Raw genomic sequence first — 26,194 nt, forward strand, 5'->3', positions numbered from 1 at the left:
TGATGATTGATGGCGTTAGGACAACCGGTCCACGCGACAGCGCCGTTTTAAGCGCCCATAGTCGCCGCATGACCGATTATCCGCGCCTCAGCACCCTGAAGACCGGCCTGGCCTGTCGCTGCCCCCGCTGCGGCAAGGGACCGCTGTTCAAGGGCTATCTGACGCTGCAGACGGAATGTCCGGCGTGCGGGCTCAGCTACGCCTTCGCCGATCCGGCGGACGGCCCGGCCTTCTTCGTCATGACGGCCGTCGGGGTGGTGGGGATGATCCTGCTGATGGTGTTCGACTTCACCGTGCATCCGCCGATCTGGGTGCATCTGGTCGTGACCCTGCCGATCCTGGTCGCCCTGTGCCTGGGGTGTCTGCGCCCCTTCAAGGCCTGGCTGGTCGCCGAACAATATGTCCACAAGGCCGCCCCGCCCGAGTTCTCCTCGAACGGCAAGCACGGCCCCTTCTAGGGTTCGATCACCGTCAGCTCGGGCCAGCGCGCCCGCGCGCTGTCGACGGCCTTGGCCCAGCCCCTGGCCACCGGCCGGTTCGGGTTGGGCCGGATCGTCAGGGCGAACACGTCGTCCAGCCCGAACGGCGCGGCGACGCTGAGGCTGTCGTCCGCCTCCAGCCGCACCCCGACCGCAAAGGTCGGCGCCACGAACCGCCCCAGCGCCTCGTCCGTCGATCCGAGCGCCTCATAGGGTTCGCCGAACCGGTTCTGGAACCACAGGCGCACCCGCGCCTGGTTGCGGACCTCGACCTGGCTGCGGAACGGTTCGTCGAAGGCGGCGGCGACGCGTTTGATGACGACGTCCTCGGCCTCGTAGGACAGGTCCGACGCGTCGAAATAGGCCAGGTCGTAGTCCTTGACCCCATAACCCGCCGGTCGCCCCGTCCGGGCGTTCCAGACCGCCTGATAGACCGCCCCCGACACCAGCCGCCAATCGGGCAGGTCCAGCGCCCTGACGGTCGTCAGCACATGCATCAGCCCGGCATCGGCGCGCACGATGGCGGCCAGTTCCGCCTCCAGCTCGCTCATCCTCGCACCGGCCAGCCGTGATCCAGCGGGCCGTGTCCGCCGCCCAGGCCCGGCGCCCGGCGGATCGCCTCGCCGACATAGGCCCAGGCCTCGGCCACCGCGACCTCCAGCGGCCGCCCCAGCGCCAGCTCGGCGGCACAGGCGCTGGCCAGGGTGCAGCCGGTGCCGTGGGTGTGGCGGGTGTCGACCCGCTCGGCCTCCAACACCGTCTCGCCGTCTGCGGTCATCAGCAGGTCGATCACCGTCGGCCCCGACACATGCCCGCCCTTCATCAGCACCGCCCGCGCCCCCAGGGCCAGCAGCGCCTCGCCCGCCCGCCTCTGGCCACCTAGGTCGTGGACCGCAAAGCCTGTCAGGGCCTCGGCCTCGGGCGCATTGGGCGTCAGCAGGGCTGCGCGCGGGATCATCAGGCGCTTCACCGCTTCGACCGCCGCATCGGGCAGCAGCGGGTGCCCCCCTTTGGCCACCATGACCGGATCGACCACCGCCGGGGCGTCGGCTTCGTCCAGCAGGGCCGCAACCGTCTCGACCACCTCGACCGAGCCCAGCATGCCGGTCTTAACCGCGTCAGTCCCGATGTCCTCCAGAACCGCGCGGCCTTGCGCCGCTATCAGATCCAGCGGCAGCGGATGGACGCCGTGGACCCCCAGGGTGTTCTGCACCGTGATGGCCGTGATCGCGGTGGCGGCGAACCCGCCCATCATGGTCACGGCCTTGATGTCGGCCTGGATGCCCGCGCCGCCGCCGCTGTCCGACCCGGCCAGAATGAGCACCCGACCTTGATGACGCGCGCTCATGCCGCCGCTCCCGAAAACAGTTTCAGCCCGACGATGCCCGCCACGATCAGCAGGATGCACACGGCCCTGACCGCCGTCGCCGGCTCGCCATAGACCAGGATGCCGACCACCGCCGCGCCCACCGCCCCGATGCCGGTCCAGACCGCATAGGCCGTGCCGATCGGCAGCTTCTGCGTGGCGACCCACAACAGGATCATGCTGCCCGCCAGCGCGATCACAACCCCCAGCGAGGTCCACGGCCGGCTGACGCCCACATTCTTGAGGCCCGAGGCCCACAGGACCTCCAGCAGACCGGCGACGACCAGCGTCGCCCACGGATTGATCGACATCACCCAGGACATGGCGACCAGATGGAACAGGCCGCGGTCCGGAGCAAGCCGCGATCAGCCGCCCAGCGGCCCCTTGAAGATGAAGAAGGCCCCAAGCGCGATGAAGGCGAAGCCGACCAGGTGGTTCACCGTCAGCTTCTCGCCCAGATACAGGACCGAAAACCCGGCGAAGACCAACAGGGTGATCACCTCCTGCATCGTCTTCAGCTCGGCCGGCGAATAGACCTGGATGCCGATCCGGTTGGCTGGCACGGCCAGCCAGTATTCGAAGAAGGCGATGCCCCAGCTGGCGATCACCAGGATCCACAGCGGCTTGTGGTCGAACTTCAGATGGCCGTACCAGGCGAAGGTCATGAAGACGTTCGACAGGCACAGCATGACGATGGGGGCGATGTAGGCGGTCAGGGGCATGGGGCGCATCAAGGCTGTTGCAGACCTGTCCTCTACACCGGCTGCGACCGTCCGTCGCGGACCTTTAAGCCGCCGCCTTCACCGCCGCCTGAACCTTCAGCGCCTGCACCGTCTCGCGCACGTCGTGGACCCGCACCATCCGCGCCCCGCGTCGCGCGCCTTCCAGCGCCAGGGCCAGCGACCCGCCCAGCCGGTCGGTCGCCAGGGTCGCCGTTGGATCGATGGCCTGGATCGTGCGCTTGCGGCTGGCGGCGTAAAGCACCGGAAAGCCCAGATCGACCAGCGCGTCCAACCGCGCCGTCAGCGCCATGTTATGCGCCAGCGTCTTGCCGAACCCGATGCCGGGATCCAGCCAGATCCGCTCGCGCGCCACGCCCGCCGCCATCGCCGCCTCGGCCCGGCTGCGCAGATAATCCCGCACTTCGCCCACCACGTCCTCATAGCGGGGGTCAGACTGCATCGTCCGGGGCTCGCCCTTCATGTGCATCAGCACGACGTCGCAACCCAGTTCGGCCGCGACCGCCGCACTGTCGGGCGCGTGGCTCAGCGCGGTCACGTCGTTCCACATCGTCGCCCCGGCCGCGACGGCGGCGCGGGCGACGGCGGGCTTCATCGTATCGATGCTGATCGCCCCGCCCCAGCGCGCGCGGACGCCGGCGATGACCGGGGCGACCCGCGCGATCTCCTCGGCCTCGCCCACCGGCTCGGCGCCCGGCCGGGTGCTCTCGCCGCCGATGTCCAGCACGTCCGCTCCGTCCGCGACCAGACGCATGGCCTGATAGATCGCGCCTTCGGTCGAGGCCCACCGCCCCCCGTCCGAGAAGCTGTCGGGCGTCACATTGACGATGCCCATCACCTGCGGAATCGACACGGTCACGCCCTCTTCTGCGGGTGGGGCGTCTCGCCCCGTTTCAGCATCTCCACCAGGCGGGCGATGGCCTTGACGCGGCCCGCCGGGGTCTTCGGCGCCTCGGTGCGATAGGTCAGGGCGAACCGGTTCTGCGCCGTCAGGGTGTCGAACGTCGCCCGAGCCTGCGGCTCGGCGTCGATGGCGGCCATCAGGTCGTCGGGCGCGGTCGAGCCCTTGATGCGGTAGGCCGCGTCCCAGCGCCCATCCGCCTTGGCCGCCTCGACGTGTTTCATCCCGTGCGGCGTCATCCGCCCTTCCTCGATCAGGCGCGCGACATTGGCGACGTTGATCTGGCTCCAGACGCTCTTCTTACCGCGCGGCGAGACACGTTGCAGGAAGCTTTCAGCATCCAGGCTTTTCTTGATCCCGTCGATCCAGCCCCAGCACAGGAGCACATCCACCGCCTCGACCCAGGTGATCGAGGCGACGCCCGACTTGACCTTGAAGATGCGGATCCAGAGCTCGGTCTCGCGGTCGTGGTTCGCCGCCAGCCAGGCCTCGAACGCATGGGGCGTCTCGAACGCCTGCACCTTGTGCGGATCAACGACCGGCGGCGCCATCAGGCCGACCGCCCGATCAGGCCGCCCAGCGCCTCCAGATAGGCGGCGAAGGCCTTTCGCCCTGACGGAGTGATGGACACGCGGGTCAGGGGCTTGTTGTTAACAAAGCTCTTGGCCACGGCGACGTATCCCGCCTCCTCCAGCTTCCTGATGTGGACAGACAGATTGCCCTGCGTCGCCTCTAGCACCGTCTTCAGCTCGGTGAAGTCGGCGGCCTCGGCGTCGGCCAGATAGACCATGATCCCCAGCCGCATCCGGCCGTGGATGACCTCGTCGATCTTGCCGAGCGCGTCCAGCCCCATGGATCAGCCGGCGTCCGTATCGACGGCGCGGGCCTTCAGCGCCGCACGCGTCATGATCCAGCCCGGTCCTGCGAAGAGCACGAACAGGCCGAGGGTGCAGACGTAGAGATAGACCACCGCGTCGCGCACCAGCACGCCCAGCGCGACCGCCGTGATCCAGCCGCCCAACGACGTCGCCAGCATCCATGGCTTCTTCTTCAGACTGTAGGCCACGAACCAGGCCGCCGACTGCAGCGCGAAGATCATCGCCGGATAATAGAGCCAGACCGCGAAGTCCTGATCGCGGCGCGCGCCCACGCCGAACACGATGATGATCGCCAGATTGGCCATGCCCGCGCCGCTGAAGGCGGCATTCAGCGTGCGGGTGACGATCGGGCCGGCCGTCCCAGCCTTGCGGTCCTCACGCACGGCCCAGGTCAGGACGATCAGGAAGGCGACCGTAATGGCGACCACGAAGCTGAGATTTCCAAGCGGCGGCCAGCGCACGATCCCCCACACCTGACCGATATGGAACAGGCATTGCAGACCGTAGAGCAGACCGCCCGCCAGATAGGCGACGCCCAGCGTCAGGGTCGCCCTGGGATTATTGCCGCCCTGAACAATGGCCTTCATGAAGGCCAGGTCGGCCTCCGGGCCGGTGCGGGACTTGTCGGACATCGCTGTGTGATTCCTGTGCGACGGGCGCGTCCCTCGGATGGACGCCGCCGGAAGGGTTTGCAAATTATTCGGCGGGGATCAGGGCAGGCGCAGGCCGGTTGCGCCACGGCACGCGCCGGCCATTCAGCCACCGCCCCATGAAACTGTGACGGATCAGCAGTTCGTAGGACGCCAGGCACACGGCGAAGACGCCCGCCGACACGCCGATCAGCTTCACCCACCACGGCCCGGCCCAATCCTGCACCCAGACCTGGGCCAGCATGACCAGCGGCAGGTGAACGATATAGATCCAGTAGGAGGCGTCGGAGAGGTAGCGCCGGGCTGGACTGTGGCCCGAGGCGAACCGCAGGCACAGTCCCATGGCCGCCAAGGCCGAGGCATAGATGGCGACCGCCGTGACGGCGGCGGCCAGGGCCTTTCGGGCCGCCGGCTCGCCCATGGGCGCGATGTTCGGTCCGCCCGCCAGCACATAGGCCGCGACGCCCGAAACCAGCGCCATGCTCAGGAACAGCGGCGACGCCTTGGCGATACGGTCTAGCAGATCACGCCGCCGGTCCAGCACGAAGCCCAGGCCGAAGGCGAGGCCGAATCCGACCAGGGCGGAGGTGTTCGGGATCACGCCCGCGTCCGGCGTCGGCACGGCGAAGAAGGCGATCCACTTCGGATCCAGCCATAGCGCAAAGGCGAGCGGGGCCGCCAGCACGGCAGGCGTCCACGGGCCGATCAGCGCGCCGGTGATCCTGTCCACGACCGGGCCCGCCCGTCCCTTGCGATCCAGCACAGCCAGCGCCGCCCGCACGATCAGGACGACGGCGTAGAACAGGGTCAGCACCCACAGAAACCACAGGTGGGTCAGTGGAAAGTTGGTCCAGTCATAGGTCGGCGGCGGAGGCGGCGGCGCGCCGGGCGTCACCAGACCATTGGCATGAGCGTTCCAGACCAGGGCCGTGACGATCCCTGCCATGACCGGAAACCAGAAGGCCGCCAGCGGCCCGGCGATCCGCACCACCCGATCCTTGGCGAAGGCGACCCAGCCCTGCCGCGTCAGCATCCTGCGCGCGAACAAGCCCGCGATGAGGAAGAAGGCCGTCATGCGAAACAGATGGCTGGCGAAGAATAGCCAGGCGGCGCCGATCGACCGGCTGTCGTCCGCCACGATCCAGATCTGCTGCGGAAAGAAGGACAGGCTGGCGTGAAGCAGCACCCCCAGCAGCAGCGCCCCGGCGCGCAACGCATCCAATCCGTGCAGCCGCTCCTCCTGCTCTGCTCTCGATATCAACATGACGTCCCTCCCACGATTGAGACCGCCATATCTCACAGACATGTTTGTGATGCAAACTTGTTCGTCAGAATGGTTGTTGCTCCGGCCAGTGGGTCAGCAAGACGCCCAAAGAAAAACCCGCCGGGAGATGGCTCTCCCGGCGGGCTTTCCGCATTCAGATCAGGCCTGGGTTCAGTGAACCGTCGGCACGCTCGTCGCGGCCGGCGCGGCGACCGGAACCTCGATGTCCGTGCCGTCGGACACCGGCGTCACCGGCACCGAGACCGAAGGCCCGGCGTTGGGGAAGTTGTTCTCGTCGCGGTTCGGCGCGACGCCCTTCTCCAGCAGGTCCTTGATCTCCTCGCCCGAAAGGGTCTCATATTCCAGCAAGGCCTGAGACAGTTTCTCGTGGTCCTCGGCCTTGGTCGTCAGGATCGTGCGCGCCTCGTCCCAGCCCGAGGTCACCAGGCGACGGACTTCCTCATCGATGGTGCGCGCCGTCTCTTCGGAGATGTTCTGGCTGCGGGCGACCGAGTGGCCCAGGAAGACCTCTTCCTGGTTTTCGCCGTAGGCCACAGTGCCCAGTTTGTCCGAGAAGCCCCAGCGGGTGACCATGGCGCGGGCCAGCTTGGTCGCCTGTTCGATGTCCGAGCTGGCGCCCGAGGTGATGTTCTCCGGCCCGAAGATCAGCTCCTCGGCGACGCGGCCGCCCGCCATGATGGCGATCCGGTCGATCATCTGCTGATACTTCATCGAATAGCGGTCGCCCTCCGGCAACTGCATCACCATGCCCAGCGCCCGGCCGCGCGGGACGATGGTCGCCTTGTGCACCGGGTCGGCCATCTTGACGTTCATGGCGACGATGGCGTGACCAGCCTCGTGATAGGCGGTCAGGCGCTTTTCTTCCTCGTTCATGGCCATGGAGCGACGTTCCGAGCCCATCAGCACCTTGTCCTTGGCGTCTTCGAAGTCGCGGTGGGTGACCATGCGACGGTCCTTGCGCGCCGCCATTAGGGCCGCCTCGTTAACCAGATTGGCCAGGTCGGCGCCCGAGAAGCCGGGCGTCCCGCGCGCGATGGTCTTGACGTTGACGTCGGCGGCCAGCGGCACGTCCTTCATGTGGACGCGCAGGATGCGTTCGCGGCCCGAGACATCGGGGTTCGGCACCACCACCTGGCGGTCGAAGCGGCCGGGACGCAGCAGAGCCGGATCCAGCACGTCGGGACGGTTGGTCGCGGCGATCAGGATGATGTTCTCGCTGGCCTCAAAGCCGTCCATCTCGACCAGCAGCTGGTTCAGCGTCTGCTCACGCTCGTCATTGCCGCCGCCCAGACCCGCGCCACGGTGACGACCCACGGCGTCGATCTCGTCAATGAAGATGATGCAGGGCGCATTCTTTTTGGCCTGTTCGAACATGTCGCGCACGCGGCTGGCGCCGACGCCGACGAACATCTCGACGAAGTCCGAACCCGAGATGGAGAAGAAGGGCACGCCCGCCTCGCCCGCGACCGCGCGCGCCAGCAGCGTCTTGCCGGTGCCGGGAGGGCCGACCAGCAGGGCGCCCTTGGGGATCTTGCCGCCCAGACGCTGGAACTTGCCCGGATCCTTCAGGAAGTCGACGACCTCCTGCAGTTCGTCCTTGGCCTCGTCCACGCCAGCGACGTCGTCGAAGGTCTTGCGGCCCTTGTGCTCGGTCAGCAGCTTGGCCTTGGACTTGCCGAAGCCCATGGCGCCCTTCGCCCCGCCCTGCATCTGGCGCATGAAGAAGATCCACACCCCGATCAGCAGCGCGATCGGCAGGATGCCCAGCAGCAGGCTCATCCAGATCGACTGGCCGCCCGACTTGGCGTCGATCTCGACGCCCGCCTGCAGCATCTGGGCCACCAGCTGTTCGTTCGGATAGACGGTGGTGGAGGTGAAGCGTTCGCCGTTCTTCAGCTCGCCGTTCACCTTGTCCAGGCGGATGGTTACCTGTTTGACCTCGCCCGCATTCACGCGCTGCACCAGCTGGGAATAGCTGATGGCCTCGGGCTTGCCGGCCGGCTGGCCCGTCACGCCGTTCATGGCGCCGCCCTGCGACAGCGCCGCATAGCCCGCCAGCAACGCCAGAATGATCACGCCGGTGATCGCCAGATTACGCAGGTTCATTGAGGTCCTCGGTCGTCCGCGACCCGGGTGGGATCGACGGTCTGGATGTGTCTGTCTGGGAAAATAGGGGCTTAATCAGCGTTACGCTATCGGGTGGCGGAAATCAGGTCGTCTTCGTGCGTCGTTTCGTCCAGCGCCAGCCTGAGCCGTTCCGCGACAAGACCGCGCCGTTCGACCCCTTCGCCTGCAAGAACCGGGGCCACAGCGCCGTCCCTGATCAACACAGGCCAGGCCCCGCGCGTCGCCGCCGGCAGCCGATTGATCTCGGTCCTGTCGGCGTCCGACAGGCTGGCCAACCGCCCCCGCGCCGCCACGACGGACCAACCGGCACGATCGGCGCAAAAGACGAACCGGCCGTCCCACACCGCCTCGACGCCGGGCCTCAGCGCCAGCGGCGAAATGTCTCGTCTGCCCAGCTCGCCGGCCTCGCGCATCAGCCGCACCGCCGGCCCGACAGCCTCGATCCGCGCCCCGCACAGGGTCGCCGCGAAGTCCTGACCCGCCTTCAGCCGCGCCGTCAGGGCGTCCAACCGCGCGCCCCGAGGCGGCGTCGATCCGCCGCCGACGCAGACCAGAGCCGCCGCCATCGCCCGCGCGACCACGCCCCGGTCCACGCGCGCCATGGCCTCGCCGTCCATCGTCGGCCGCGCCCCGGTTTTTAGCGGCGACTGATCGACCGGTTGCGGCGCCGCGCCCGCCAGCGCCTGCCGCGCCCGGCTGCGGCCGAATCGAGGATCGGCGTTGGCGGGGTCCTCGATCCAGTCCGCCCCCTGCCCCGCCAACCAGTCGCGCAACCCCGCCCGCCGCTCGCCCAACAGTGGCCGCAACAGCATCAGGCCTCGTCCCTCGGGCCAGGCCGGCGACGGCGACCATTCGCGGACCCGCCCCAGGGTCGAGCCTTCGCTTCGCATCAGGTCGGCCTCGGCGATGTCGTCGGCGGTGTGGGCGAACAGGACGACCGACGCCCCCGCCTCGCGCGCCGCATCCGCCATCAAACCATGCCGCGCCGCGCGCGCCGCCGCCGTCAGCCCGGTCGCGGGCTTGTCCCCATCCCAGCTCAACCGACGCCAGTCGGCTCCGGCGTCCCGCGCCGCCCGGCCCGCAAAGTCGGTCCAGCGGCCGCTGTCCGCATTCAGCCGATGATCGACGGTCAGGGCCAGCACCGAACGCCCGCGCGTCCGCGCCCACTCCGTCGTCAGCCGCAACAGAGCGATGGAGTCTCCGCCCCCCGACAGGGCGAGCGCCAGCGGCCGGCCCGTGTCCCGCGTCAGTCGCGCATCCAGCCGCGCGAACGCTCGCGCTCTGAGATTCGGGTCAGCCGTCAGGCGCAGGAACCCGTCGTCTTCAACTGGGCCGCCCGCGCCTTTTGCGGGTCGGAGGCGGCGGGCGCATAGCGGCGCGTGAACTCCGCCAGGGCCGCGCACCCTTGCGGCTTCCGCTGCGTCGCGAACAGGGCGTCGGCAAGTTTCAGCGTCGTATCCGCCGCCCAGCCGATGCGCGGCCAGTCCTTCAGCGCGGCGGCATAATAGGGCACCGCCCCGGCCTTGTCGTTCGCCGCCACCCGCAGGTCGCCCAGACGCGAGTTGGCCTCACGCGATTGCGGCGTATCGGGCCAAGCCGCGATCACCGTTTCCAGCGCCCGCTCGCCGCGCGGCTTGTCGGTCGCCAGCAGGGCCGCCGCCGCCGCCAGATCGCGCGTCGCGTCGCCGGTGGGCGAGGTCGCCTCGATCGGCGCATTCAGTTCGGCCTGGGTTTCCAGCTTCTGCAACCGGCCCTCGGCGTCCGCCAGACGCGTCTTCAGCGTCTCGTTCTCGCGCGTGGCCTCGTCCAGCTGAAAGGTCAGCCGCTCGTTGTCGCCGTTGATCCGGCGCACCGTGGCCTCCAGGTCGCCCAGGCGTCGGTCCATCAGGGCGAACTGCCCCTGCAGCGTCACCACCTCGGGGTCCGGCTCGACCAGCACGGGCTGGCCGACGGCGTTCCTCTGGGTCAGGGCGCGCTCAAGCCGGCGCACATTGCGGTCCAGCTGGTCCAGGCGGCGATTGTCCCACTCGGTCCGCTCCATGATGTTGGGCTGGACCTGCTGGGCGACCGCGCCGCCTCCGATCAGGACAACCCCGAGGGCGGCGGCGGCGAGCAGATGAACGCGAGAAATCGAGAGCTTGGTCATGCGTCTAGCTTTCACCGATTTGGGGCCGCCGCAAGGCCGAGCTAGTGCCCCAGCCCCAGATAGACCATGGCCGCGATGAACAGGCCGACCACGATGTTGCAGAACACCAACAGCGCGATCGTCCGCCACAGGGCCGAGAACCAGGACAGCGAATAGGCGCCCTTCATCTGGGCGAACATGTGCACCGGGATCGATAGCGCCGCCAGATTGATCACCACCAGGCCGAATGTCCCCCAGAAGGTTCCGGCGATGACCATCAGCATCAGCAGCATGGCCATGAAGGTCAGCGAATACAGAACGAACACCCCGTGGTCGTACAGGGTGAAGCTGCGCTTCCACAGGAAAAGCAGGGCCACGAACGGGATCGACAAGGGCACCAGCAGGAAGGCGAACTTGTACACCGTCTGCTGGAACTTATAAACCGCCAGGTCCGGGTTCTGCAGCTTCTTCAGGACCGTGGCGCCGATGCCGTGCCCCTCCTTCTCGGCGTCCTTGCCCATGACCTTCAGCTTGGTTTCGCCGGCCTCTTCGGTCGCCATGTCCTTGATCCCGGCCTGCCAGCTGCCGGGCTTCAGACCGTCGGCGCGACCGTCGCGCTGCTCGGTCTCCAGCCGGGCCAGGGCCGCGCGGCGATCGTCGACCAGCTTCTGTCCGGCGTTGATCGCCATCTGCATCGTCGGGTCCGGCTGGGCGCCGCTTTCGGCCCGCATCTGGATCAGGGCCTTTTCCGCCTCGGCCAGACCGACACGCTGGGACGCGATCCGTTCGGCCATCTCGGCGCCCTCGGCCTTGGATTCCGGGTGCGGCGCAAAGCTGAGCGCGAAGAACATCACGAACAGGGTGAACAGGAAGATCGCCAGCGGGGAGACGTAGCGCGTGCGCTTGCCCTCGACCCACTCGCGCGTCAGCTTTCCCGGGTTCAGCCACAGCAGCGGCAGGGTGCGCCAGATCCGGGCGTCGAAATGCATGACCCCATGCAGCAGCTCTTCGCCAAGGTGCAGCAGGCTGCGGTGGACGTGGGTCGGCTGGCCGCAGTTTGCGCAGAAGTTGCCGCTCGTTTCGGCCCCGCAGTCGGAACAGACGCCGTGGGCGTGGGCCTCGCCGGCCTTGCCCGTCGGCTTTTCGATCGCGCCTGCGACCAGTCCGGCCGTGACGACGGCGCCCGCCCCTTCGATATCCATTCGCTGATCCCCCGATCCCTGTGACGACGGTTCTGCCGCCAGCCCGGCGTCAGGACAAGCGCGGAAACGAAAAGAGGTGCCTACCCTGCGGCCGGCGCCTCCTTCAGATCAGCCGATCAGCCGGTCGTCAGCGCGGCGCGCCCGAAACGATGGCGGTGTGGGCGTTGCGGTTGCGGGCGAAGGCGTCTTCGTTCGAACCTTCCGCGATCGGCCGCTCCTTGCCGAAGCTGATGGTGTCGATCCGGCCGGCCGGAATGCCCCGATTGATCAGATAGGTGCGCACTGATTCTGCACGGCGGGCGCCCAGCGCCAGATTGTATTCGCGCGTGCCGCGTTCGTCGGCGTTGCCTTCGATGCGGACCGTCACGGACGGATAGCGCTGCAGCCACTGGGCTTGGGCGTCCAGGCGCGGCATGGCCTCGGGACGGACCTCATAGGAATCCAGGTCGAAATAGATGCGGTCGCCGACGTTGACGACGAAGTCCTGTTCGGTCCCCGGCGCGGCCGAACCCATGTTGCCGCCAGTCACCGGGCCGGTGGGCGCGGTCGGATAGGCCGGACCCGTCGGTTGCGTCGTGCCGTCGTTCGGACCGGGCACGCCGGTCTCGACCGGGGGCTTTCGGGTGCAGGCGGCCATGGCGGCGACGGCGCAGCCGACCATCGCCAGTTTGAGAATGCGGGAAGTCTTCATGGGGTCGTCTCCTGACGTATCGTTTCTGGCGAGGGGCGGGCCTCAAGCTTGGCTTTACTGTCTGCCTCGGCCGATTTTTCGACGCTAGAGGCGATAACGCACAGTTGAGCTTTAAGGCTCCGACGGTGTCGGTGCGGCGTTTAGGCGGGGCAGCTGTCGGCGCCCTGGTTCACGCCCAGATTGCTCGGGCCACGGTCGAGCAGCGGCGACCAGGCCGGGTCGGTCCCGCGCCCGTTATAGCCCGCCTGCGACACCACGCGCCCCGACAGGTCCACGGTCCACAGACGCGTGTCGCCGCCCGGCGTCTGGCGCGCGAACATGACGTATCGACCGTTCGGCGCCCAGTTCGGGCCTTCCTCGAAATAGCTGGAGGACAGGATGCGCTCGCCCGAACCGTCGGCGTTCATCACCCCGGTCGAGAACCGGCCGCCGCCCTGTTTGGTGAAGGCGATCAGATTGCCGGTCGGGCTCCACGACGGGGCCGTATAAATGCCGCCGCCGCGCGAGATCGGCCGCTGGCCCGATCCGTCCGACCGCATGACATACAGGCGCGCCGAACCCGAACGGTCCGAGGTGAAGACGATCTGGCTGCCGTCCGGGCTGAACGACGGCGAGGTGTCGATGCCCGGATCGCTGGTCAGACGCGTGATCTGACGGCTTCTCAGGTCCATCACATAGACGTCGGTATTGCCGCCCCGAATGATCGAGAACGCGATCTTGTTGCCGTCGTTGGAGAAGCGCGGCGCCAGCACCTGACCGTCGAACTCGCCCAGGCTCTCGCGCCGGCCGGTGGTCAGATTATACAGATAGATGCGGCTGTAATCCTTGCCCAGCGCCACATAGGTGATCTCGTCCGGCTGCGACAGCGAGAAGCGCGGCGACATGATCACCTCGTCGCCCTGCGTCAGATAGGTCGGATTGAACCCGTCCTGATCGGCGATGGTCAGGCGGTTGATCCGGTTCAGTTGCGTGCCCTCCTCGGACACGAAGATCACGCGGCTATCGAAGAAGCCCGCCTCGCCGGTCATGCGCTGATAGATGACGTCGGAAATCTTGTGCGCGATCCGGCGCCATTGCTCCTGGGTCGCGGTGAACTGATAGCTGACCAGCTGGCACTGACGGTAGGGATCATACAGCCGGAAGCCGACGTCCAGCCGCCCGTCGCCGCGCAGCGTCACCCCGCCATACAGCACCGCCTGCGCGCCGATCTGGGTCCACTGAGGGAAGTTCGGCGCATTGGCCAGGGTCAGGCCGGTCTCGATGAAGCTGGACGGGTTCAGCGGCTCGAAGAAGCCCGACCGCTTCAGATTGGCGCTGACCACATTGGAGATGTCCGACCCGTGCGTCCCGGCGAACGGCACAACCGCGATCTGAAGGGGACGCAGCACGCCGTCATCAACCACCACATCCTGCGTCTGCGCGTTCTGAGGCGCAGCTTGGGCGTTTAAGGGATTAAGCGATACTGGCCCAGCGACTAGGGCGACGGCGGCGGATGCCATCAAAAGGTTCAGACGCATAATTTGCTCCCAAGCATTGGAAAGACAGTCTCGCCCTTATCATCGGACGTTATGACAACCGCCAGCTTCATGGCGATTGGGGCGACATTCGGTCGGGAACAGGCCTCTTTACCTGACCTCTATCGATTTCCGCATTTTCTAGCGGTTTCAAACCGGAAGGGCACTTCTTGTGCCTGAAAACCTGCGGGCACCCTAAACGGAGAGGCAGCGCGCAATGCTCTGAGCATTGCGTCCGATGCTGCACGCCACGACGCATCACTTTGTGGATTCTGCAAAGTGGGAGAACCCACAATATTTCCATCTGCCGTCAAGCGAACAGTCACCCTGATGACCATTCTGTCCATGCCCGGCATTTCACAGTTGATGTTCCAGTGCGGGCTTACTTGACCAGCAAGCGCGGATAGCTGCGGGCCCGTGGCCTGGGACGCCGCGCCTGCCCCCTGCTGACCCGTCGCCGGTCGGCCGCGATTGTTGGTCGGGCGCGTCGGTCCGGCCAGGGCGTCCAGATCCAGGCTCGGCTCTGTGCGCTGGGGCGCCGGGCGGGCGGGCGCGGGCGTCGCCGGGCGCGGAGTCGGCTGGGCCTTGGTCGGCGGCGCAGGCGTTGGCGGCTGGGGTCGAGGCGTCGGACGCGGCGGCGTCGGGGTCGGCGTGGGCTTCGGCGTTGGCGTGGGCGTCGGCGCCGGGCGCGGCGGCGTGGGCCGCGGCGGCGTCGGGGTCGGGCGCGGCTGGGGTTGCGGCGGCGTCGGTTCCGGCGTCGGCGGCACGGGATCGGGCTGCTGCACCGGGGCGGTTGCGGCGTCGTCGGGCGAGGGTTCGGGCTGCGGATTGTCCGCCGGCGCCGCCTGGATCACCTCTTCCGACACGATGGTCACCGGCACCGAGGCGACCAGCGGCGTCTCGTCCTCGTCCGTCTTGTGCGACACCATCACGAAGGCGAGCGCGATCACCCCGGCGTGCAGGGCCAGTGATCCGAGGATGGCGGGGCTCGGCCGACGCAAAGGATTCAGGCCTCCGGCGCCGTGTCGGTGATCAGGTTCAGCTTGGTGAAGCCCGAGGCGCTCAACCGCGCCATCACCCGCGCCACCGCCTGATAGGGCGCGCGCCCGTCGGCCCGCACGAACACCGGCCGCTCGGCCGCCTTGTCGGCGCCGCCGGCCTCGGTCAACAGGCGCGTGGACAGGGCGTCGAACGCCGTCTCGCTGTCGCCGACGAAGATCGCGCCCTGCTGATCGATGCTGACCGACAGGGGTTCGGACTTGATCTCGACCGCGCTGGCCTCGGTCTTGGGCAGTTCGACGGGCACGCCCACCGTCAGGAGGGGCGCCGAGATCATGAAGATGATCAGCAGCACCAGCATCACGTCCACCAGGGGCGTGACGTTGATCTCGGTCAGGGGGCCTTTGCGCCCCCTGCGCCCGCGGCGCCCGCCGCCGCTCGCACCACCACCGCCCAGGGCCATGGCTCAGACGCCCCGCTTCAGGCTGAGGTCGCTGGACGGCGGGGGCGGAGGCGGCGGGGCCGACGGGCTGCCCAGGCGGCGCGCCACGGCGGCCTGCAGATCGTCGGCGAAGGCCTCCAGGCGCCCCGTGAACTTGCCCGCGTCGATCGAAAACTTGTTGTAGGCGATATAGGCCGGGATGGCCGCCGCCAGGCCGATGGCCGTGGCGAACAGGGCTTCAGCGATGGCCGGCGCCACCGTGGTCAGATTGGTGTTGCCCGCCGCCGCGATCCGCCCGAACGCATTCATGATGCCCCACACCGTGCCGAACAGGCCGATGAAGGGCGAGGCCGTGGCCACCACCGACAGCACGCCCAGGCCATTCTCGATCCGCTGGCCCTCGCGCGAGATCAGGCTGTTCATCGCCTTGTCGATCCGCACCAGCAGCAGTTCGCCCTGATGTTCGTTCAACACCCCGCGCTGACGCGCCTCGCGCCAGTCCGACAGGGCGATCACCAGCATGCGCGGCAGGGCATGGTCCGGCTCGGGTCCGGCCTGGGACGCCACCTCTTCCAGCGACCGGCCCGATTGAACCGACTTTTCGAACTCGTCGGCGCGCTTATTCAGCGCCGTGAACCGAACCGCCTTGTCGATGATGATCGTCCACGACCAGACCGAGGCCGCCGCCAGCCCGATCATCACGCTCTTGACCACCCAGTCGGCGGTCAGGAACAGCTCGACCGGGTTCATCATCGCGGCGTCGACAGGCGTGGTCATTCAGGCGCTCCGGGCGGAATCGAGATCGTCACGTCCCCTCTTCGACCGAGCGGACGTGACCATTGTGTGGCGTCCGGCCCGTTTAGCCCCGACCCGTCCGCCCGTCATCTGACAGGCGCGTCATAAGGGTTAACAGCGAGTTACTCGGACGCCGTCCGCCCCGCGTTCGGATCGACCGCGACCGACACGGGTGCGCCGACGCTGATGATGACGCCCTCGTGGCCTTCCTTGGCGATGGAATAGGTGGCGGCGTCCTTCAGCAGCTGCTCCTCGCACTGGCGATCGCCCGCCCGGCCCAGTTCGGCGCAGCCGCGCTTGGCCGCATCGGTCCAGCCCAGGACCCGGCGCGTCGCCGCCTCGGCCCGCTTGATCGCCGCCTCGTCCTCGGCGGCGGCCTGCGCGATCAGGGCCTGGCGCGCGCCCTGCTGGTATTGCAGCTCGGCCTGGCCCGCCATCTTGCGCTCCCAGACCTTGTAATAGGGACAGCCCACCAGCCCGCCGCCGATCAGCAGCACGAACAGCAGGATCATGACGATCACCGCGCTGGCGGACATCTTGTAGGTTTCTGCGGCCATGACGTTTCCCCTCGTTGGCGCGATCCTAGTCGGCGGTCCCGCCGGCCGCCAGCCACGGCGTGACCTTCTCGACCAGACCCTTCGACGGCCGTCGCGGCCGCCCGTCCAGATGGATGCACACCGCCGTCACCTCGGCGCGGCACAACACCTCGCCGGCCCGCTCCACGCTCTGGCGGATGATCAGCCGCACGCCTTTCACCTGCTCATAGACGGTGCGCACCACCAGGGCGTCGTCGATCCGCGCGGGCTTGAGATATCTGATATTTAACTCTGACACCACGAAGGCCAGCGGCTCGGCCTCCTCCAGCAGATCGGCGTGCCCCACCCCGATGGCGCGAAGAAAATCGGACCGCCCCCGCTCGAAATAGCGCACATAGTTGGCGTGATAGACCAAGCCGGTGAAATCGGTGTCCTCGTAATAGACGCGCACCGGCAACAGGTGATCGCGCCCCTCGAAACGGCCGGCGGTGGGTTGGTCGGAGATTGCGGTCACTGAAACCTCGTGCGTCGTGCAGTCGCCATAGCCAGTCCGATCGCGACAAGCCATCCGATCACCGGCGAAGCGCCATATCCCACCACCGGCGCCGGATAGGCGCCCAGCAGATTGCCCGCCGACAGACCGATCCAGAACCCGGCCATGGCCAGTCCGACGGCGGCTCCGGAGCCGCGCGCGCGCCATCCCATCCAAAGAAACGGGGCCGACAGGACGACCAACGCCAGGCCCGCCGCCACGCCGAGGATCGGCGACATGGCCCAAACCGTCGGCACGACACCCTCGACATAGGGAACGCGCGGCAGCGCCTCCGAACGCGTCAGGCTCCAGAGCGCCAGAATCCAGGACAGGGCCGCCAGCGGCGCCAGCGTCTTCCACGACCCTCTCGCCGCCGTCAGCAACCCGGTCGTTCCCACCGCGAAGGCCAGGCTGGCGGCTGCGTCGAAGCCGACTCCGAACGTCAGGATCGTCAGGGCGGCGACGCCTGCCGTCCACACATCGTCTGCGTCCTGCGCCACGAGCCAGAGCAGCGGCGCGCCCAGGACTGAGGCGGGGTGGATCAGAACCGGCCCCAGCGCCAGCCAGCGATGCGCGCCCTGCATCTCCACGCCCATCGTCAGCATCAGGACGGCGACGACCAGGATCGCCGCCGCCGAGATCAACCTCGGGCCCCGGCCCGGCCGCGCCATCCGCGACGCCGCCAACAGCGCCACCGCCCCGATCAGAAACGCCGCGGCCTGGACCGCAATCGACGCCGTCCCCGCCCCGGCCGCCCGGATCGCCAGCAGGCTGATCGCCGCCGTCGCCGCGATCTGGGCGATCAGGGCGAGTGCTGGCCCCTTCAAACGACGACGGATCACGGCTGGCGGTTCGGCGCGGCCATAAAGCCGGGGCAGTAGCTTTGGCGCATTTCGCGGAACTCGGTCGGCAGGGGGTCGTCGCTGAACAGGATGCGGTTGGGGATGGAGACGAAGCCCACCGCCGGTCCGCCCGCGACGCGCCCGACATAGCCGCACACCGATCGCCTTTCGCCGTTCTCGGCGTAGCGCAGCTCGGCGCCGCGCCCCGCCTGGGTGCGGATCTGGCGCATCACCCGCGCATCGGCGGGCTCGGGCGACGGGGTGTTCGCCGGCTGCATCAGCACCCAGACGCCGACCGCGCACAGGGCCAGAACCAGCGCCGCCGCGATCATCAGACGCTGCTGAAGCGGGCTGCGATGGCGCATCACCCTCATGCGGCGGGCGCTTCCAGGGTGAAGTCCAGCGGCGTGTCGGCGGCGGGCAGGCAGGTTCGATCCACCGGCCTGGACGGATCGCGCAGGAAGTCGCGCGCCATCTTGCGCGTGCAGGGGCTGGCGTTGATGACGCCGTGGGTCGCATTGGTCACGATCACGACCTGGCTGTTCGCATAGCCCTTGGCGGCGGCCTCGGTCAGCGGCGGCGGACAGCCCGGATCGATCTCGGCGGCGACGAACAGGGTCGGGATGTCGGTCTGGACCGGCAGGTTCTCGATCGGCGCCGCCGGCCGTTCGCCCACCGCCGCGCAGACGTCGAACAGCCGCGACAGCGACGGGACCAGCACCTCGGCGACCGGATCGCCCGCCGCCCCGGCCGCCAGCCGCGCCTTGGATTCGAACGGCAGTTCTTCCTTGCACAGATGGGCCATGTGCTGGCCCTCGAAATAATAGGTCCGGTCCTCGGCGATCTCGGCGACCGGCGTCAGGTCGCCGGCGATGATCTTGTCCAGATCGACCGGCAGGCTGCGCACCCCCGCCGCGCTATAGGTCGTGTCCATCAGGAAGGCCGACAGGTCGTCGACGTTGAAGTTGCGCCGGTCCTTGCCTGTCACCGGACCGGCCAGCCATTTGCGCGCCTCGGCCTCGAACCGCGCCTGAAGGTCCGGATGCTGCGCCGCGCAGGCCGGCTGGGCCGCGCATTTGGCCAGGATGATCTTGACCGCCGCCGACACCTGTTCGGGCGTGCCGACGGCCCAGTTGCCCTCTGGCGGCCAGGGGCTGTCCATCACGGCGGCGCGCACGATCTGGGGCTGATGGGTGATGACCGCCGCCTCGATGCGTGGCCCGTACGATCCGCCCCACAGATCGATCTTGTCCAGACCCAGGGCCTGGGCCATGTCCTTCACATCGTCGGCGATGGCGGCGGCGTTGTACTGGTTCAGGTCGATCCCTTGCGCCTGATAGCCCTTCAGACAGGCGATCAGCCCGTCGCGATCCTTGTCGGACGGCGGCCCCGCATCGGTCAGCTCGACGCCTGGACAGTCCATCGACGGGTTGCTCGCGCCGCCGCCCCGCTGGTCGAACAAGATCACGTCCTGATCCACCGCAAAGGCTTCCGGATTGCGACGCAGCGCCGCCAGCATCCGTCCCGCCCCCGGCGTCAGGGCGCCGCCCGGCCCGCCGTGGAACATCACCATCGGCGGCAGCGTCTGACCCGAGGCGTCCTTGTAGGGCGCGCTGGCCTTGAAGATGACCACCGCGATATCGATACGCCGATCGCTGACCGAGCCGTCGCGCGCCTCGTCCACCGTCAGGGTTCCGCACCGCACCTCGCGCAGACCCGTCGGCCAATCACCGGGACAGGGCTTGTCGGTGAAGACGGGGGCCGCCGCCCTCGCAGGCGGCGCCAGACCGGTCAGGCCGGCCGCAAACGCCATCACGGCCAGGGTGCGCAGGATCATGGGACGACGGCTCCGGTTCTCCCCCAGCAAACCCCCGCCCGCCTCGCTTGGCAACGCCTATTCGAACAGGTCGCCCGGCACGGGTCCGGCGGCGAGTTGCGCCGGCGCGCTGAGGCCGAGATGCGCATAGGCCTTGGCGCAGGCCATGCGGCCGCGCGGGGTGCGCATGATGAAGCCCTGTTGCAGCAGATAGGGTTCGATCACGTCCTCGACCGCGTCGCGCGCCTCGGCGATGGCGGCCGCCAGGGTGTCCATCCCCACCGGCCCGCCGCCATAGTTCTCGATCAACGCCTTCAGGAACCGCCGGTCCAGGCTGTCCAGCCCGGCCTCGTCCACCTCCAGCCGCGCCAGCGCCCGCGCCGCCACCAGTTTCGAAATCGTCTCGGCGCCTTCGGCCGAGGCGAAATCCCGCACCCGGCGCAGCAGACGCCCGGCGATGCGCGGCGTGCCGCGCGCCCGCGACGCGATCTCGCGCGCGCCGGCCTCGTCGATCCCCGCGCCCATCTTGCGCGCCGTGCCGCGCACCACCGCGGTCAGTTCGTCGGGGGTGTAGAACTCCAATCGCAGCGGAATGCCGAAGCGGTCCCTCAGCGGCGTGGCCAACAGGCCCGCCCGCGTCGTCGCCCCCACCAGGGTGAACGGCGCCAGATCGATCCGCACCGAGCGCGCCGATGGCCCCTCGCCGATGATCAGGTCCAGCACATGATCCTCCATGGCCGGATACAGGATCTCCTCGACCTGGGGGCTCAAGCGGTGGATCTCGTCGATGAACAGGACGTCGCGCGGCTCGAGGTTGGTCAGGATCGCCGCCAGATCGCCCGCCTTGGCCAGGATCGGCCCGGAGGTCGCACGGAACCCCACGCCCAGCTCGCGCGAGACGATCTGCGCCAGCGTCGTCTTGCCCAGTCCCGGCGGTCCGAACAGCAGCACATGGTCCAGCGCCTCGGCCCGCCCGCGCGCCGCATCGATGAAGACCTTCAGATTGCCCTTGGCCTGCGACTGGCCGACGAACTCCGACAAGGTCTGCGGCCGCAGCGCGCGATCGAAGGATTCGCCGGTCTCGGCCTCGGGGGAGATGACGCGGGTCATGGCTGGCCCGAGTGGCGAGTGGCGAGTGGCGAGTGAAGAGTGAAGAGTGAGCCGGGAAGTGAGCGCAGAGGTGAGCCGATCCGAAAGACCGCAGACGCGTCGCAGCTCACCTCTTGCTCACTAGCACTTCTCACTTCTCGCCACTCGCCACTCGCCACTCGCCACTCCCTTCTCACCGCCCCAACTCCTGCAGCGCCGCGCGGATCACCGCCGACAGCTCCGCCTCTTCGCCCAGACGAATCAACGCCTGATCCACGGCCCGACGCGCATTGACCTCGGCGACGCCCAGCCCAAGCAAGGCCGACACGGTCTCGCCGGTGATGGACGGAACGGGCGGTGCGATCTCGACGTGCATGCCAGGTGCGACGGGTGCAAAGCTGGCGTCGCCCAACGCCTTGCCCTTCAGCTCGGTCACGATCCGCAGCGCCAGCTTGGGCCCCACGCCGTTGGCCCGCGCCACCGCCGCCTTGTCCTCGCGCGCCACCGCCGACGCCAGTTCGCCGGGCGGCAGAACGTCCAGCACGGCCAACGCCGCCTTGGGCCCCACGCCCTGAATGGCCAGCAGGGTCGTGAAGGCCCGCCGCTCATCGCGCGTCAGAAATCCATACAGGCGCGGCCCCGCATCCTCGCTCCACTGCGAATGGACATGCACCGTCGCCTCGTCGCCCGGCGCCGGCAGCCGCCCCAGCGTCCGCGCCCCGCACGACACGACATAGCCCACGCCGGCACAGTCGATCAGGCATTCCGCCTCGCCGACCTCGGCCAGCACGCCTCTCAACCGCCCGATCACGCCGCCCCCCGGTGCATCGCTTCCAGCAAGGACCGCTTCCTCAGTTGCGCATGGGTGATCGCAACCGCCAGGGCGTCGGCCGCATCCGCCTTCACCTCGCCCGCGGTCGGCAGCAGCCGTTTGACCATGAAGGCGATCTGGCTCTTGTCGGCATGGCCTGCGCCCACCACCGCCTTCTTGATCAGGTTCGGCGAATATTCCGCCACCGTCAGACCCGCCTTGGCCGGGGCCAGCATCACCGCCGCCCGCGCGTGACCCAGCTTCAGCGTCGAGGACGGGTTCACATTGACGAACACCTCTTCCACCGCCGCCTCCTCACAGCCGTGGTCGGCGCAGATCGCTCCCAGCGCCTCGAACAGATGCAGCAGCCGCTCGCTGAACGGCGCGGCCTCGGGCGGCGCCACGACCCCGTGCGCGATCCAGCGCAGGCGCGCACCGTCGGACGTGATCACGCCCCAGCCGGTGCGTCGCAGACCGGGGTCCAGGCCGATGATTCTGACAGGTTCGTTCGCCATCCGTTCCCCTCATGCCGCAAAGAGGGTTATCGGGCAATAAACGGTTTCAGTCGTCGCGCGGGTCCAGGCTGTAGGCGACCACGCCCGGTATGGCGCACAGCTGTTCCGCCAGCCGCTTCAGCTGGCTTTCCTCGGCTGCCTTCAATCGCCAGGTCCGTCGAACGGTCTGGCCATCGATCAGCTCGAACCGGTCGTGTCGCGCGTCCGCATCGATGGCTTTCAGCGCCGCCTCGATCGCCGGCTCGGGCGAAGCTTCGCGCCGTTCCCAGCAGACTTCGGCGTCCACGACCGTGCGCGCCGGCAAACGCCCGCTGATCAGCTTCAGCCCGATCAGGATCAGGGCCGTGACCACCGTCGCCGCCGCGCCCAGCGCATAAAGGCCGGCCCCGAATAAAATGCCGATCGCCGAGGTGATCCACAGCGACGCCGCCGTGGTCAGCCCATGGATCGAAAACCCGGTGCGGAAGATTACCCCGGCGCACAGGAACCCGATCCCCGTCAGCACGCCGTGCGCCATCCGCGTCGGGTCTGTGACGATGTTCTCGTCGGGCAGGGCGCGGAACGCCCAGTCCGCCTGCGACATGGCCGCCAGCATCAGCAGGGCCGACGCCAGGCTGACCAGGATGTGCGTTCGCAGGCCCGCCGCCCGGCCTCGCCATTCGCGCTCGAAACCGATGACCCCGCCCGCGATCACCGCGCCGAGGATCGGCAGGACGGCGCCTTCCAGACTACCCAGATTCATCCGCGCTCAACGACGGGCCGAGCGCGGATGTTCCTTTCACGGACGATGCTGCGACATCGTGGTCGCAGCGACCGCCTCAGCCGTGCTTTTCGATATAGGTCTCCGGGTCCTTGTTCACCGGCTTGACGCCGGTGATGTACTCGGCCTCGAAGGCGGCGAACTTGACCGCCAGCGCATGGCGCGTCTCGACGTCGGCGTTCATGCGGAAGTCAGTCAGCCCCTGCCGCTCTTCCTCGCCCATGTGTTTGGAGTTGACGACGTTCGCCTCGCCCACGGCGTCGAACCAGGCCTTGGTGCCGACCTTGTGCTTTTCGACCGCCTTGACCGCGTCGCGCAGCTTGTTGTGATCCTCGATGGCGTCTTCGGTCTCGCCCTCGACCGTGCCGTCCTCGGCGTCGTTGGCGCCCTCGCCCTGCTTCAGCAGCTCGGGATAGAAGAGCCGCTCCTCGGCCTCGGCGTGCACATCCAGGAACGCCGACAACCGCGACCAGACGGCGCTCAGCGCATCGGTGTCCTTGGGGTCGATCTGTTCAATGATCGCAAACAGCCGACGCTGTTCGGCATGGTCGTCGAGGATCAGCTGGGTGATGTCCATAGGGGGCTCCAGGCGTAACGGTGAAGCCTCGTTACGCCCGGCGCACGACCCGGTTCCGTGCGAACGACTCGCGGTCGTTCGGGATCAGCCCGCGTATTTGGCCGCGTCCTCGTCGGAGATGTCCTCGTTCGAATAGACCGCCGACACGTCGTCCTCGGCGTCCAGCGCGTCCAGCAGCTTGAACAGGGTGCCGACGGCCTCGCCGGTCACCGGCACTTCGGACTGCGGCTTCCACACGATGGCGGTGGACTTGGGATCGCCCAGCACCTTGGACATGGCCTCGGCCACGTCGTTCAGGTCTTCGAAGGCGGTCCAGATCGTGTGGCCCGGCGCGTCCTCATAGATGTCGGGCTTGACCAAGTCGCTCTCGACGTCCTGGGCGCCGGCCTCGATGGCGGCCTCCATCACGGCGTCTTCAGAACCGGCCTCGGCGGCGTAGGTGATCTTGCCGACCTTGTCCCACATGAAGGCGACCGAGTTCATCTCGCTCAGGGCGCCACCGTTCTTCTTGAAGGCCGCGCCGATGTTGGACGCCGCGCGGTTGCGGTTGTCGGTCAAGGCTTCGACGATGATGCCCACGCCGCCCGGACCCCGGCCCTCGTAGCGGACCTCTTCCATCGTATCGACGTCGCCGCCGGAGGCCTTGTTGATGGCGCGCTGGATCACGTCCTTGGGCAGGCTTTCGGCCTTGGCGTTGTTGACCGCCAGGCGCAGGCGCGGGTTGGCCGCCGGATCCGGCAAGCCCGACTTGGCCGCCACGGTGATGTCGCGCGACAGTTTGGAGAACAGCTTGGAGCGCTGCGCATCGGCGCGCCCCTTGCGGTGCATGATGTTCTTGAATTTCGAGTGGCCGGCCATGGGATCGTCTTTGAGCGTTCTGAACCTGAGCGGGCGGTCCTAAACGAAGAGCGTCATCCTGTCACGATAGGCAGCGGGGGTGGAACCTCGACCGTTTGGGCGTATTGATCCGGGCGAGACAGACGGAGCGTAAAGTCATGACCGCCGACGACACCATCTATGAAGCCGAAGGCTATATGGACGAGGACCTGCACGAGGCCGACATCGTCGAGTGGTACGAAGCCCGCCCGGTGACCGTCTCCACCGCCGTCGCCACCGGCGCCATCGTCACCGCCTTCACCCTGGGCGCCCTGACCGCCGTCGGCGCCCTGTTCCTGATCGGCCGCCTGGACGACTGAGGCGCTAGACGCTCAAGCGTAAGGCCAGGGCCGCAAGGGCGACGCCTAAAACCGGCAGGGTGAGCACCATGCCCACCTTGAAATAATAGCCCCACCCGATCTTCACGCCCTTCCGCGCCAGGACGTGCAGCCACAGCAATGTGGCCAATGAGCCGATGGGCGTCATCTTCGGCCCCAGGTCGCTGCCGATGACATTGGCGTAGATCATCGCCTCCCTCGCTGCGCCGGTCGCGCCCGAAGCGTCGATCGACAAGGCGCCAATCAGGACCGTCGGCATATTGTTGGCGATAGCCGACAGGAAGGCCGTCAGGAACCCGGTTCCGAAGGCCGCGCCCCAGACCCCGCCCTGCGCGAATCCGTCCAGAAGGCCGGCGATCTGGCGTGTCAGACCGGCGTCGCCCAGCCCATAGACGACCAGATACATCCCCAGTGAGAAGATCACGACCTGCCACGGCGCCTCGCGCAGCACCTTCGTCGTGCTGACGACCGCGCCGCGCCCCGCCACGACCAACAGGACGACCGCCCCCGTCGCGGCGACGGCGGACACCGGGACCCCTCGCGGCTCCAGCACGAAGAAGCCGATCAGCAAAAACGCCAGGATGATCCAGCCCCAGAGGAAGGTCGCCCGGTCCTTGATCGCGCTGGACGGCGTGGCCAGGCGCTCCACGTCATAGGCCTTGGGAATATCGCGCCCGAACACCACAAACAGCACCATCAGCGTCGCCGCGATGCTCGCCAGGTTCACCGGCGCCATGACCGCCGCATAGCGGTCGAAGCCGATGTCGAAGAAGTCGGCCGAGACGATATTGACCAGGTTGGACACCACCAGCGGCAGGCTGGCCGCATCCGCGATGAAACCCGCCGCCATCACGAAGGCCAGCGTCGCCTTGGGGCCATAGCCGAGCGCCAGCAGCATGGCGATGACGATGGGCGTCAGGATCAGCGCCGCCCCGTCGTTGGCGAAGACCGCCGACACCGCCGCGCCCAGCAGGACGAACAGGACGAACAGCCGGCGCCCATGGCCGCCGCCCCATCGCCCGACATGCAGCGCCGCCCATTCAAAGAAGCCGGCCTCGTCCAGCAACAGGCTGATGATGATGATCGCGACGAAGGTCGCCGTGGCGTTCCAGACGATGTCCCAGACCACGGGGATGTCGGCTAGGGTGACGACGCCAAGCAACAGCGCCGCCGCCGCACCGCCCATCGCGCTCCAGCCGATCTGCAGGCCCTTCGGCTGCCAGATCACCAGGGTGATGGTGACCGCGAAGATCAGAAAGGCGACGATCATGGGCGGCTCCATCCCGGTCGACCAACGACCGCAGCACC

The 26,194-nt window shown here is 68.1% G+C and carries 32 protein-coding genes; 3 read left to right on the top strand and 29 right to left on the bottom strand.

Features of this window, described 5'->3' with window-relative positions; translation table 11 throughout:
• The first annotated feature begins 68 nt into the window (after nt 1-68).
• Nucleotides 69-458: a DUF983 domain-containing protein gene (locus tag E7T10_RS14810; RefSeq protein ID WP_039246144.1), complete on the top strand. Its 390-nt coding sequence runs from the start codon at nt 69-71 to the stop codon at nt 456-458.
• Here E7T10_RS14810 and E7T10_RS14815 read toward each other — a convergent pair.
• The 15 genes from E7T10_RS14815 to tolB all read right to left on the bottom strand — a co-directional run bounded on the left by E7T10_RS14815 (nt 455) and on the right by tolB (nt 13,961).
• Nucleotides 455-1,030: a nucleotidyltransferase family protein gene (locus E7T10_RS14815; protein ID WP_137722386.1), complete on the bottom strand. Its 576-nt coding sequence runs from the start codon at nt 1,028-1,030 to the stop codon at nt 455-457. The two genes, E7T10_RS14810 and E7T10_RS14815, sit on opposite strands and share 4 nt — an antisense overlap.
• The gene (gene thiD, locus E7T10_RS14820) at nt 1,027-1,827 is read right to left on the bottom strand and encodes a bifunctional hydroxymethylpyrimidine kinase/phosphomethylpyrimidine kinase (RefSeq protein WP_137722387.1); all 801 of its coding nucleotides are present in this window, start codon (nt 1,825-1,827) and stop codon (nt 1,027-1,029) included. Before thiD ends, E7T10_RS14815 begins: the two co-directional genes overlap by 4 nt.
• Nucleotides 1,824-2,168: a multidrug efflux SMR transporter gene (locus E7T10_RS14825; protein ID WP_137722388.1), complete on the bottom strand. Its 345-nt coding sequence runs from the start codon at nt 2,166-2,168 to the stop codon at nt 1,824-1,826. The genes thiD and E7T10_RS14825 overlap by 4 nt, the downstream gene beginning before the upstream one ends.
• Before the next feature lie 42 nt (nt 2,169-2,210).
• On the bottom strand, nt 2,211-2,567 hold the full coding sequence (locus E7T10_RS14830) for a DMT family protein (protein WP_017506765.1): 357 nt from the start codon (nt 2,565-2,567) through the stop codon (nt 2,211-2,213).
• Nucleotides 2,568-2,631: 64 nt separating this feature from the next.
• On the bottom strand, nt 2,632-3,420 hold the full coding sequence (gene folP, locus E7T10_RS14835) for a dihydropteroate synthase (RefSeq protein WP_137722673.1): 789 nt from the start codon (nt 3,418-3,420) through the stop codon (nt 2,632-2,634).
• Between the two features lie 20 nt (nt 3,421-3,440).
• Nucleotides 3,441-4,037, bottom strand: coding sequence for a YdeI family protein (locus E7T10_RS14840; RefSeq protein ID WP_137722389.1), 597 nt, complete (start codon nt 4,035-4,037; stop codon nt 3,441-3,443).
• Nucleotides 4,037-4,339: a transcriptional regulator gene (locus E7T10_RS14845; RefSeq protein ID WP_137722390.1), complete on the bottom strand. Its 303-nt coding sequence runs from the start codon at nt 4,337-4,339 to the stop codon at nt 4,037-4,039. The genes E7T10_RS14840 and E7T10_RS14845 overlap by 1 nt, the downstream gene beginning before the upstream one ends.
• Nucleotides 4,340-4,342: 3 nt before the next feature.
• Nucleotides 4,343-4,996, bottom strand: coding sequence for a hypothetical protein (locus E7T10_RS14850; RefSeq protein WP_137722391.1), 654 nt, complete (start codon nt 4,994-4,996; stop codon nt 4,343-4,345).
• 64 nt (nt 4,997-5,060) lie between these two features.
• On the bottom strand, nt 5,061-6,278 hold the full coding sequence (locus tag E7T10_RS14855; RefSeq protein ID WP_168189960.1) for an acyltransferase family protein: 1,218 nt from the start codon (nt 6,276-6,278) through the stop codon (nt 5,061-5,063).
• A gap of 171 nt (nt 6,279-6,449) precedes the next feature.
• On the bottom strand, nt 6,450-8,405 hold the full coding sequence (gene ftsH / locus E7T10_RS14860; protein WP_137722393.1) for an ATP-dependent zinc metalloprotease FtsH: 1,956 nt from the start codon (nt 8,403-8,405) through the stop codon (nt 6,450-6,452).
• An 86-nt stretch (nt 8,406-8,491) separates the two neighbouring features.
• The gene (locus tag E7T10_RS14865) at nt 8,492-9,610 is read right to left on the bottom strand and encodes a tRNA lysidine(34) synthetase (RefSeq protein ID WP_246846052.1); all 1,119 of its coding nucleotides are present in this window, start codon (nt 9,608-9,610) and stop codon (nt 8,492-8,494) included.
• A 116-nt stretch (nt 9,611-9,726) separates the two neighbouring features.
• Nucleotides 9,727-10,572 (bottom strand): tol-pal system protein, encoded by an 846-nt coding sequence (locus E7T10_RS14870; protein WP_137722394.1) that lies wholly within the window; start codon nt 10,570-10,572, stop codon nt 9,727-9,729.
• Nucleotides 10,573-10,613: 41 nt separating this feature from the next.
• Nucleotides 10,614-11,753 carry a DUF3667 domain-containing protein gene (locus tag E7T10_RS14875; RefSeq protein ID WP_137722395.1) on the bottom strand — a complete coding sequence of 380 codons (1,140 nt, stop codon included), beginning with the start codon at nt 11,751-11,753 and terminating at the stop codon, nt 10,614-10,616.
• A gap of 127 nt (nt 11,754-11,880) precedes the next feature.
• Nucleotides 11,881-12,444, bottom strand: a complete 564-nt coding sequence (gene pal, locus E7T10_RS14880; protein WP_039246161.1) for a peptidoglycan-associated lipoprotein Pal — start codon at nt 12,442-12,444, stop codon at nt 11,881-11,883.
• A 140-nt stretch (nt 12,445-12,584) separates the two neighbouring features.
• A complete protein-coding gene (gene tolB / locus E7T10_RS14885; protein WP_137722396.1) occupies nt 12,585-13,961 on the bottom strand; it encodes a Tol-Pal system beta propeller repeat protein TolB in 1,377 nt (458 codons plus the stop codon).
• A gap of 522 nt (nt 13,962-14,483) precedes the next feature.
• Between tolB and E7T10_RS15815 the strand changes: the two genes are divergently transcribed.
• The gene (locus E7T10_RS15815; protein WP_168189961.1) at nt 14,484-14,990 is read left to right on the top strand and encodes a hypothetical protein; all 507 of its coding nucleotides are present in this window, start codon (nt 14,484-14,486) and stop codon (nt 14,988-14,990) included.
• Here the strand turns inward: E7T10_RS15815 and E7T10_RS14895 are convergent.
• The 13 genes from E7T10_RS14895 to E7T10_RS14955 form a co-directional block, all read right to left on the bottom strand.
• On the bottom strand, nt 14,965-15,420 hold the full coding sequence (locus tag E7T10_RS14895; protein WP_039246166.1) for an ExbD/TolR family protein: 456 nt from the start codon (nt 15,418-15,420) through the stop codon (nt 14,965-14,967). The two genes, E7T10_RS15815 and E7T10_RS14895, sit on opposite strands and share 26 nt — an antisense overlap.
• Nucleotides 15,421-15,423: 3 nt before the next feature.
• The gene (gene tolQ, locus E7T10_RS14900) at nt 15,424-16,176 is read right to left on the bottom strand and encodes a protein TolQ (RefSeq protein ID WP_137722397.1); all 753 of its coding nucleotides are present in this window, start codon (nt 16,174-16,176) and stop codon (nt 15,424-15,426) included.
• A gap of 140 nt (nt 16,177-16,316) precedes the next feature.
• A complete protein-coding gene (locus tag E7T10_RS14905) occupies nt 16,317-16,751 on the bottom strand; it encodes a hypothetical protein (protein WP_137722398.1) in 435 nt (144 codons plus the stop codon).
• A gap of 25 nt (nt 16,752-16,776) precedes the next feature.
• The gene (gene ybgC, locus E7T10_RS14910) at nt 16,777-17,235 is read right to left on the bottom strand and encodes a tol-pal system-associated acyl-CoA thioesterase (RefSeq protein WP_137722675.1); all 459 of its coding nucleotides are present in this window, start codon (nt 17,233-17,235) and stop codon (nt 16,777-16,779) included.
• A 5-nt stretch (nt 17,236-17,240) separates the two neighbouring features.
• Entirely contained in the window at nt 17,241-18,104 is an 864-nt protein-coding gene (locus E7T10_RS14915) for a hypothetical protein (RefSeq protein WP_137722399.1), read from the bottom strand.
• Nucleotides 18,101-18,469, bottom strand: coding sequence for a hypothetical protein (locus tag E7T10_RS14920; protein ID WP_137722400.1), 369 nt, complete (start codon nt 18,467-18,469; stop codon nt 18,101-18,103). Before E7T10_RS14920 ends, E7T10_RS14915 begins: the two co-directional genes overlap by 4 nt.
• A 5-nt stretch (nt 18,470-18,474) precedes the next feature.
• Entirely contained in the window at nt 18,475-19,941 is a 1,467-nt protein-coding gene (locus tag E7T10_RS14925; RefSeq protein ID WP_137722401.1) for an alpha/beta hydrolase, read from the bottom strand.
• A gap of 57 nt (nt 19,942-19,998) precedes the next feature.
• Nucleotides 19,999-21,030: a Holliday junction branch migration DNA helicase RuvB gene (gene ruvB, locus E7T10_RS14930; protein ID WP_137722402.1), complete on the bottom strand. Its 1,032-nt coding sequence runs from the start codon at nt 21,028-21,030 to the stop codon at nt 19,999-20,001.
• A gap of 172 nt (nt 21,031-21,202) precedes the next feature.
• Entirely contained in the window at nt 21,203-21,820 is a 618-nt protein-coding gene (ruvA, locus tag E7T10_RS14935) for a Holliday junction branch migration protein RuvA (protein WP_137722403.1), read from the bottom strand.
• A complete protein-coding gene (gene ruvC, locus E7T10_RS14940; protein ID WP_137722404.1) occupies nt 21,817-22,335 on the bottom strand; it encodes a crossover junction endodeoxyribonuclease RuvC in 519 nt (172 codons plus the stop codon). The genes ruvA and ruvC overlap by 4 nt, the downstream gene beginning before the upstream one ends.
• Before the next feature lie 46 nt (nt 22,336-22,381).
• Nucleotides 22,382-23,077, bottom strand: a complete 696-nt coding sequence (locus E7T10_RS14945) for an MgtC/SapB family protein (protein ID WP_137722405.1) — start codon at nt 23,075-23,077, stop codon at nt 22,382-22,384.
• A gap of 76 nt (nt 23,078-23,153) precedes the next feature.
• A complete protein-coding gene (locus E7T10_RS14950) occupies nt 23,154-23,672 on the bottom strand; it encodes a hemerythrin domain-containing protein (RefSeq protein WP_137722406.1) in 519 nt (172 codons plus the stop codon).
• A gap of 84 nt (nt 23,673-23,756) precedes the next feature.
• A complete protein-coding gene (locus E7T10_RS14955) occupies nt 23,757-24,530 on the bottom strand; it encodes a YebC/PmpR family DNA-binding transcriptional regulator (protein ID WP_045809692.1) in 774 nt (257 codons plus the stop codon).
• Nucleotides 24,531-24,667: 137 nt separating this feature from the next.
• On the opposite strand from E7T10_RS14955, the gene E7T10_RS14960 reads away from it, so the two are divergent.
• Nucleotides 24,668-24,868: a hypothetical protein gene (locus E7T10_RS14960; protein ID WP_055753936.1), complete on the top strand. Its 201-nt coding sequence runs from the start codon at nt 24,668-24,670 to the stop codon at nt 24,866-24,868.
• Between the two features lie 4 nt (nt 24,869-24,872).
• Here the strand turns inward: E7T10_RS14960 and E7T10_RS14965 are convergent, their stop codons facing one another.
• On the bottom strand, nt 24,873-26,156 hold the full coding sequence (locus E7T10_RS14965) for an arsenic transporter (protein WP_137722407.1): 1,284 nt from the start codon (nt 26,154-26,156) through the stop codon (nt 24,873-24,875).
• Nucleotides 26,157-26,194 lie beyond the last annotated feature (38 nt).

This window comes from Brevundimonas sp. SGAir0440, assembly GCF_005484585.1.
Classification (GTDB): Bacteria; Pseudomonadota; Alphaproteobacteria; order Caulobacterales; family Caulobacteraceae; genus Brevundimonas.

Bases quoted from the DNA above. Each gene is read 5' to 3' on its own strand.
- E7T10_RS14810 (WP_039246144.1), top strand. From the start codon at position 69: ATGACCGATTATCCGCGCCTCAGCACCCTGAAGACCGGCCTGGCCTGT.
- E7T10_RS14815 (WP_137722386.1), bottom strand. From the start codon at position 1,030: ATGAGCGAGCTGGAGGCGGAACTGGCCGCCATCGTGCGCGCCGATGCC.
- thiD (WP_137722387.1), bottom strand. From the start codon at position 1,827: ATGAGCGCGCGTCATCAAGGTCGGGTGCTCATTCTGGCCGGGTCGGAC.
- E7T10_RS14825 (WP_137722388.1), bottom strand. From the start codon at position 2,168: ATGTCCTGGGTGATGTCGATCAATCCGTGGGCGACGCTGGTCGTCGCC.
- E7T10_RS14830 (WP_017506765.1), bottom strand. From the start codon at position 2,567: ATGCCCCTGACCGCCTACATCGCCCCCATCGTCATGCTGTGCCTGTCG.
- folP (WP_137722673.1), bottom strand. From the start codon at position 3,420: ATGGGCATCGTCAATGTGACGCCCGACAGCTTCTCGGACGGGGGGCGG.
- E7T10_RS14840 (WP_137722389.1), bottom strand. From the start codon at position 4,037: ATGGCGCCGCCGGTCGTTGATCCGCACAAGGTGCAGGCGTTCGAGACG.
- E7T10_RS14845 (WP_137722390.1), bottom strand. From the start codon at position 4,339: ATGGGGCTGGACGCGCTCGGCAAGATCGACGAGGTCATCCACGGCCGG.
- E7T10_RS14850 (WP_137722391.1), bottom strand. From the start codon at position 4,996: ATGTCCGACAAGTCCCGCACCGGCCCGGAGGCCGACCTGGCCTTCATG.
- E7T10_RS14855 (WP_168189960.1), bottom strand. From the start codon at position 6,278: ATGTTGATATCGAGAGCAGAGCAGGAGGAGCGGCTGCACGGATTGGAT.
- ftsH (WP_137722393.1), bottom strand. From the start codon at position 8,405: ATGAACCTGCGTAATCTGGCGATCACCGGCGTGATCATTCTGGCGTTG.
- E7T10_RS14870 (WP_137722394.1), bottom strand. From the start codon at position 10,572: ATGACCAAGCTCTCGATTTCTCGCGTTCATCTGCTCGCCGCCGCCGCC.
- E7T10_RS14875 (WP_137722395.1), bottom strand. From the start codon at position 11,753: ATGGATATCGAAGGGGCGGGCGCCGTCGTCACGGCCGGACTGGTCGCA.
- pal (WP_039246161.1), bottom strand. From the start codon at position 12,444: ATGAAGACTTCCCGCATTCTCAAACTGGCGATGGTCGGCTGCGCCGTC.
- tolB (WP_137722396.1), bottom strand. From the start codon at position 13,961: ATGCGTCTGAACCTTTTGATGGCATCCGCCGCCGTCGCCCTAGTCGCT.
- E7T10_RS14895 (WP_039246166.1), bottom strand. From the start codon at position 15,420: ATGGCCCTGGGCGGTGGTGGTGCGAGCGGCGGCGGGCGCCGCGGGCGC.
- tolQ (WP_137722397.1), bottom strand. From the start codon at position 16,176: ATGACCACGCCTGTCGACGCCGCGATGATGAACCCGGTCGAGCTGTTC.
- E7T10_RS14905 (WP_137722398.1), bottom strand. From the start codon at position 16,751: ATGGCCGCAGAAACCTACAAGATGTCCGCCAGCGCGGTGATCGTCATG.
- E7T10_RS14920 (WP_137722400.1), bottom strand. From the start codon at position 18,469: ATGCGCCATCGCAGCCCGCTTCAGCAGCGTCTGATGATCGCGGCGGCG.
- E7T10_RS14925 (WP_137722401.1), bottom strand. From the start codon at position 19,941: ATGATCCTGCGCACCCTGGCCGTGATGGCGTTTGCGGCCGGCCTGACC.
- ruvB (WP_137722402.1), bottom strand. From the start codon at position 21,030: ATGACCCGCGTCATCTCCCCCGAGGCCGAGACCGGCGAATCCTTCGAT.
- ruvC (WP_137722404.1), bottom strand. From the start codon at position 22,335: ATGGCGAACGAACCTGTCAGAATCATCGGCCTGGACCCCGGTCTGCGA.
- E7T10_RS14945 (WP_137722405.1), bottom strand. From the start codon at position 23,077: ATGAATCTGGGTAGTCTGGAAGGCGCCGTCCTGCCGATCCTCGGCGCG.
- E7T10_RS14950 (WP_137722406.1), bottom strand. From the start codon at position 23,672: ATGGACATCACCCAGCTGATCCTCGACGACCATGCCGAACAGCGTCGG.
- E7T10_RS14955 (WP_045809692.1), bottom strand. From the start codon at position 24,530: ATGGCCGGCCACTCGAAATTCAAGAACATCATGCACCGCAAGGGGCGC.
- E7T10_RS14960 (WP_055753936.1), top strand. From the start codon at position 24,668: ATGACCGCCGACGACACCATCTATGAAGCCGAAGGCTATATGGACGAG.
- E7T10_RS14965 (WP_137722407.1), bottom strand. From the start codon at position 26,156: ATGATCGTCGCCTTTCTGATCTTCGCGGTCACCATCACCCTGGTGATC.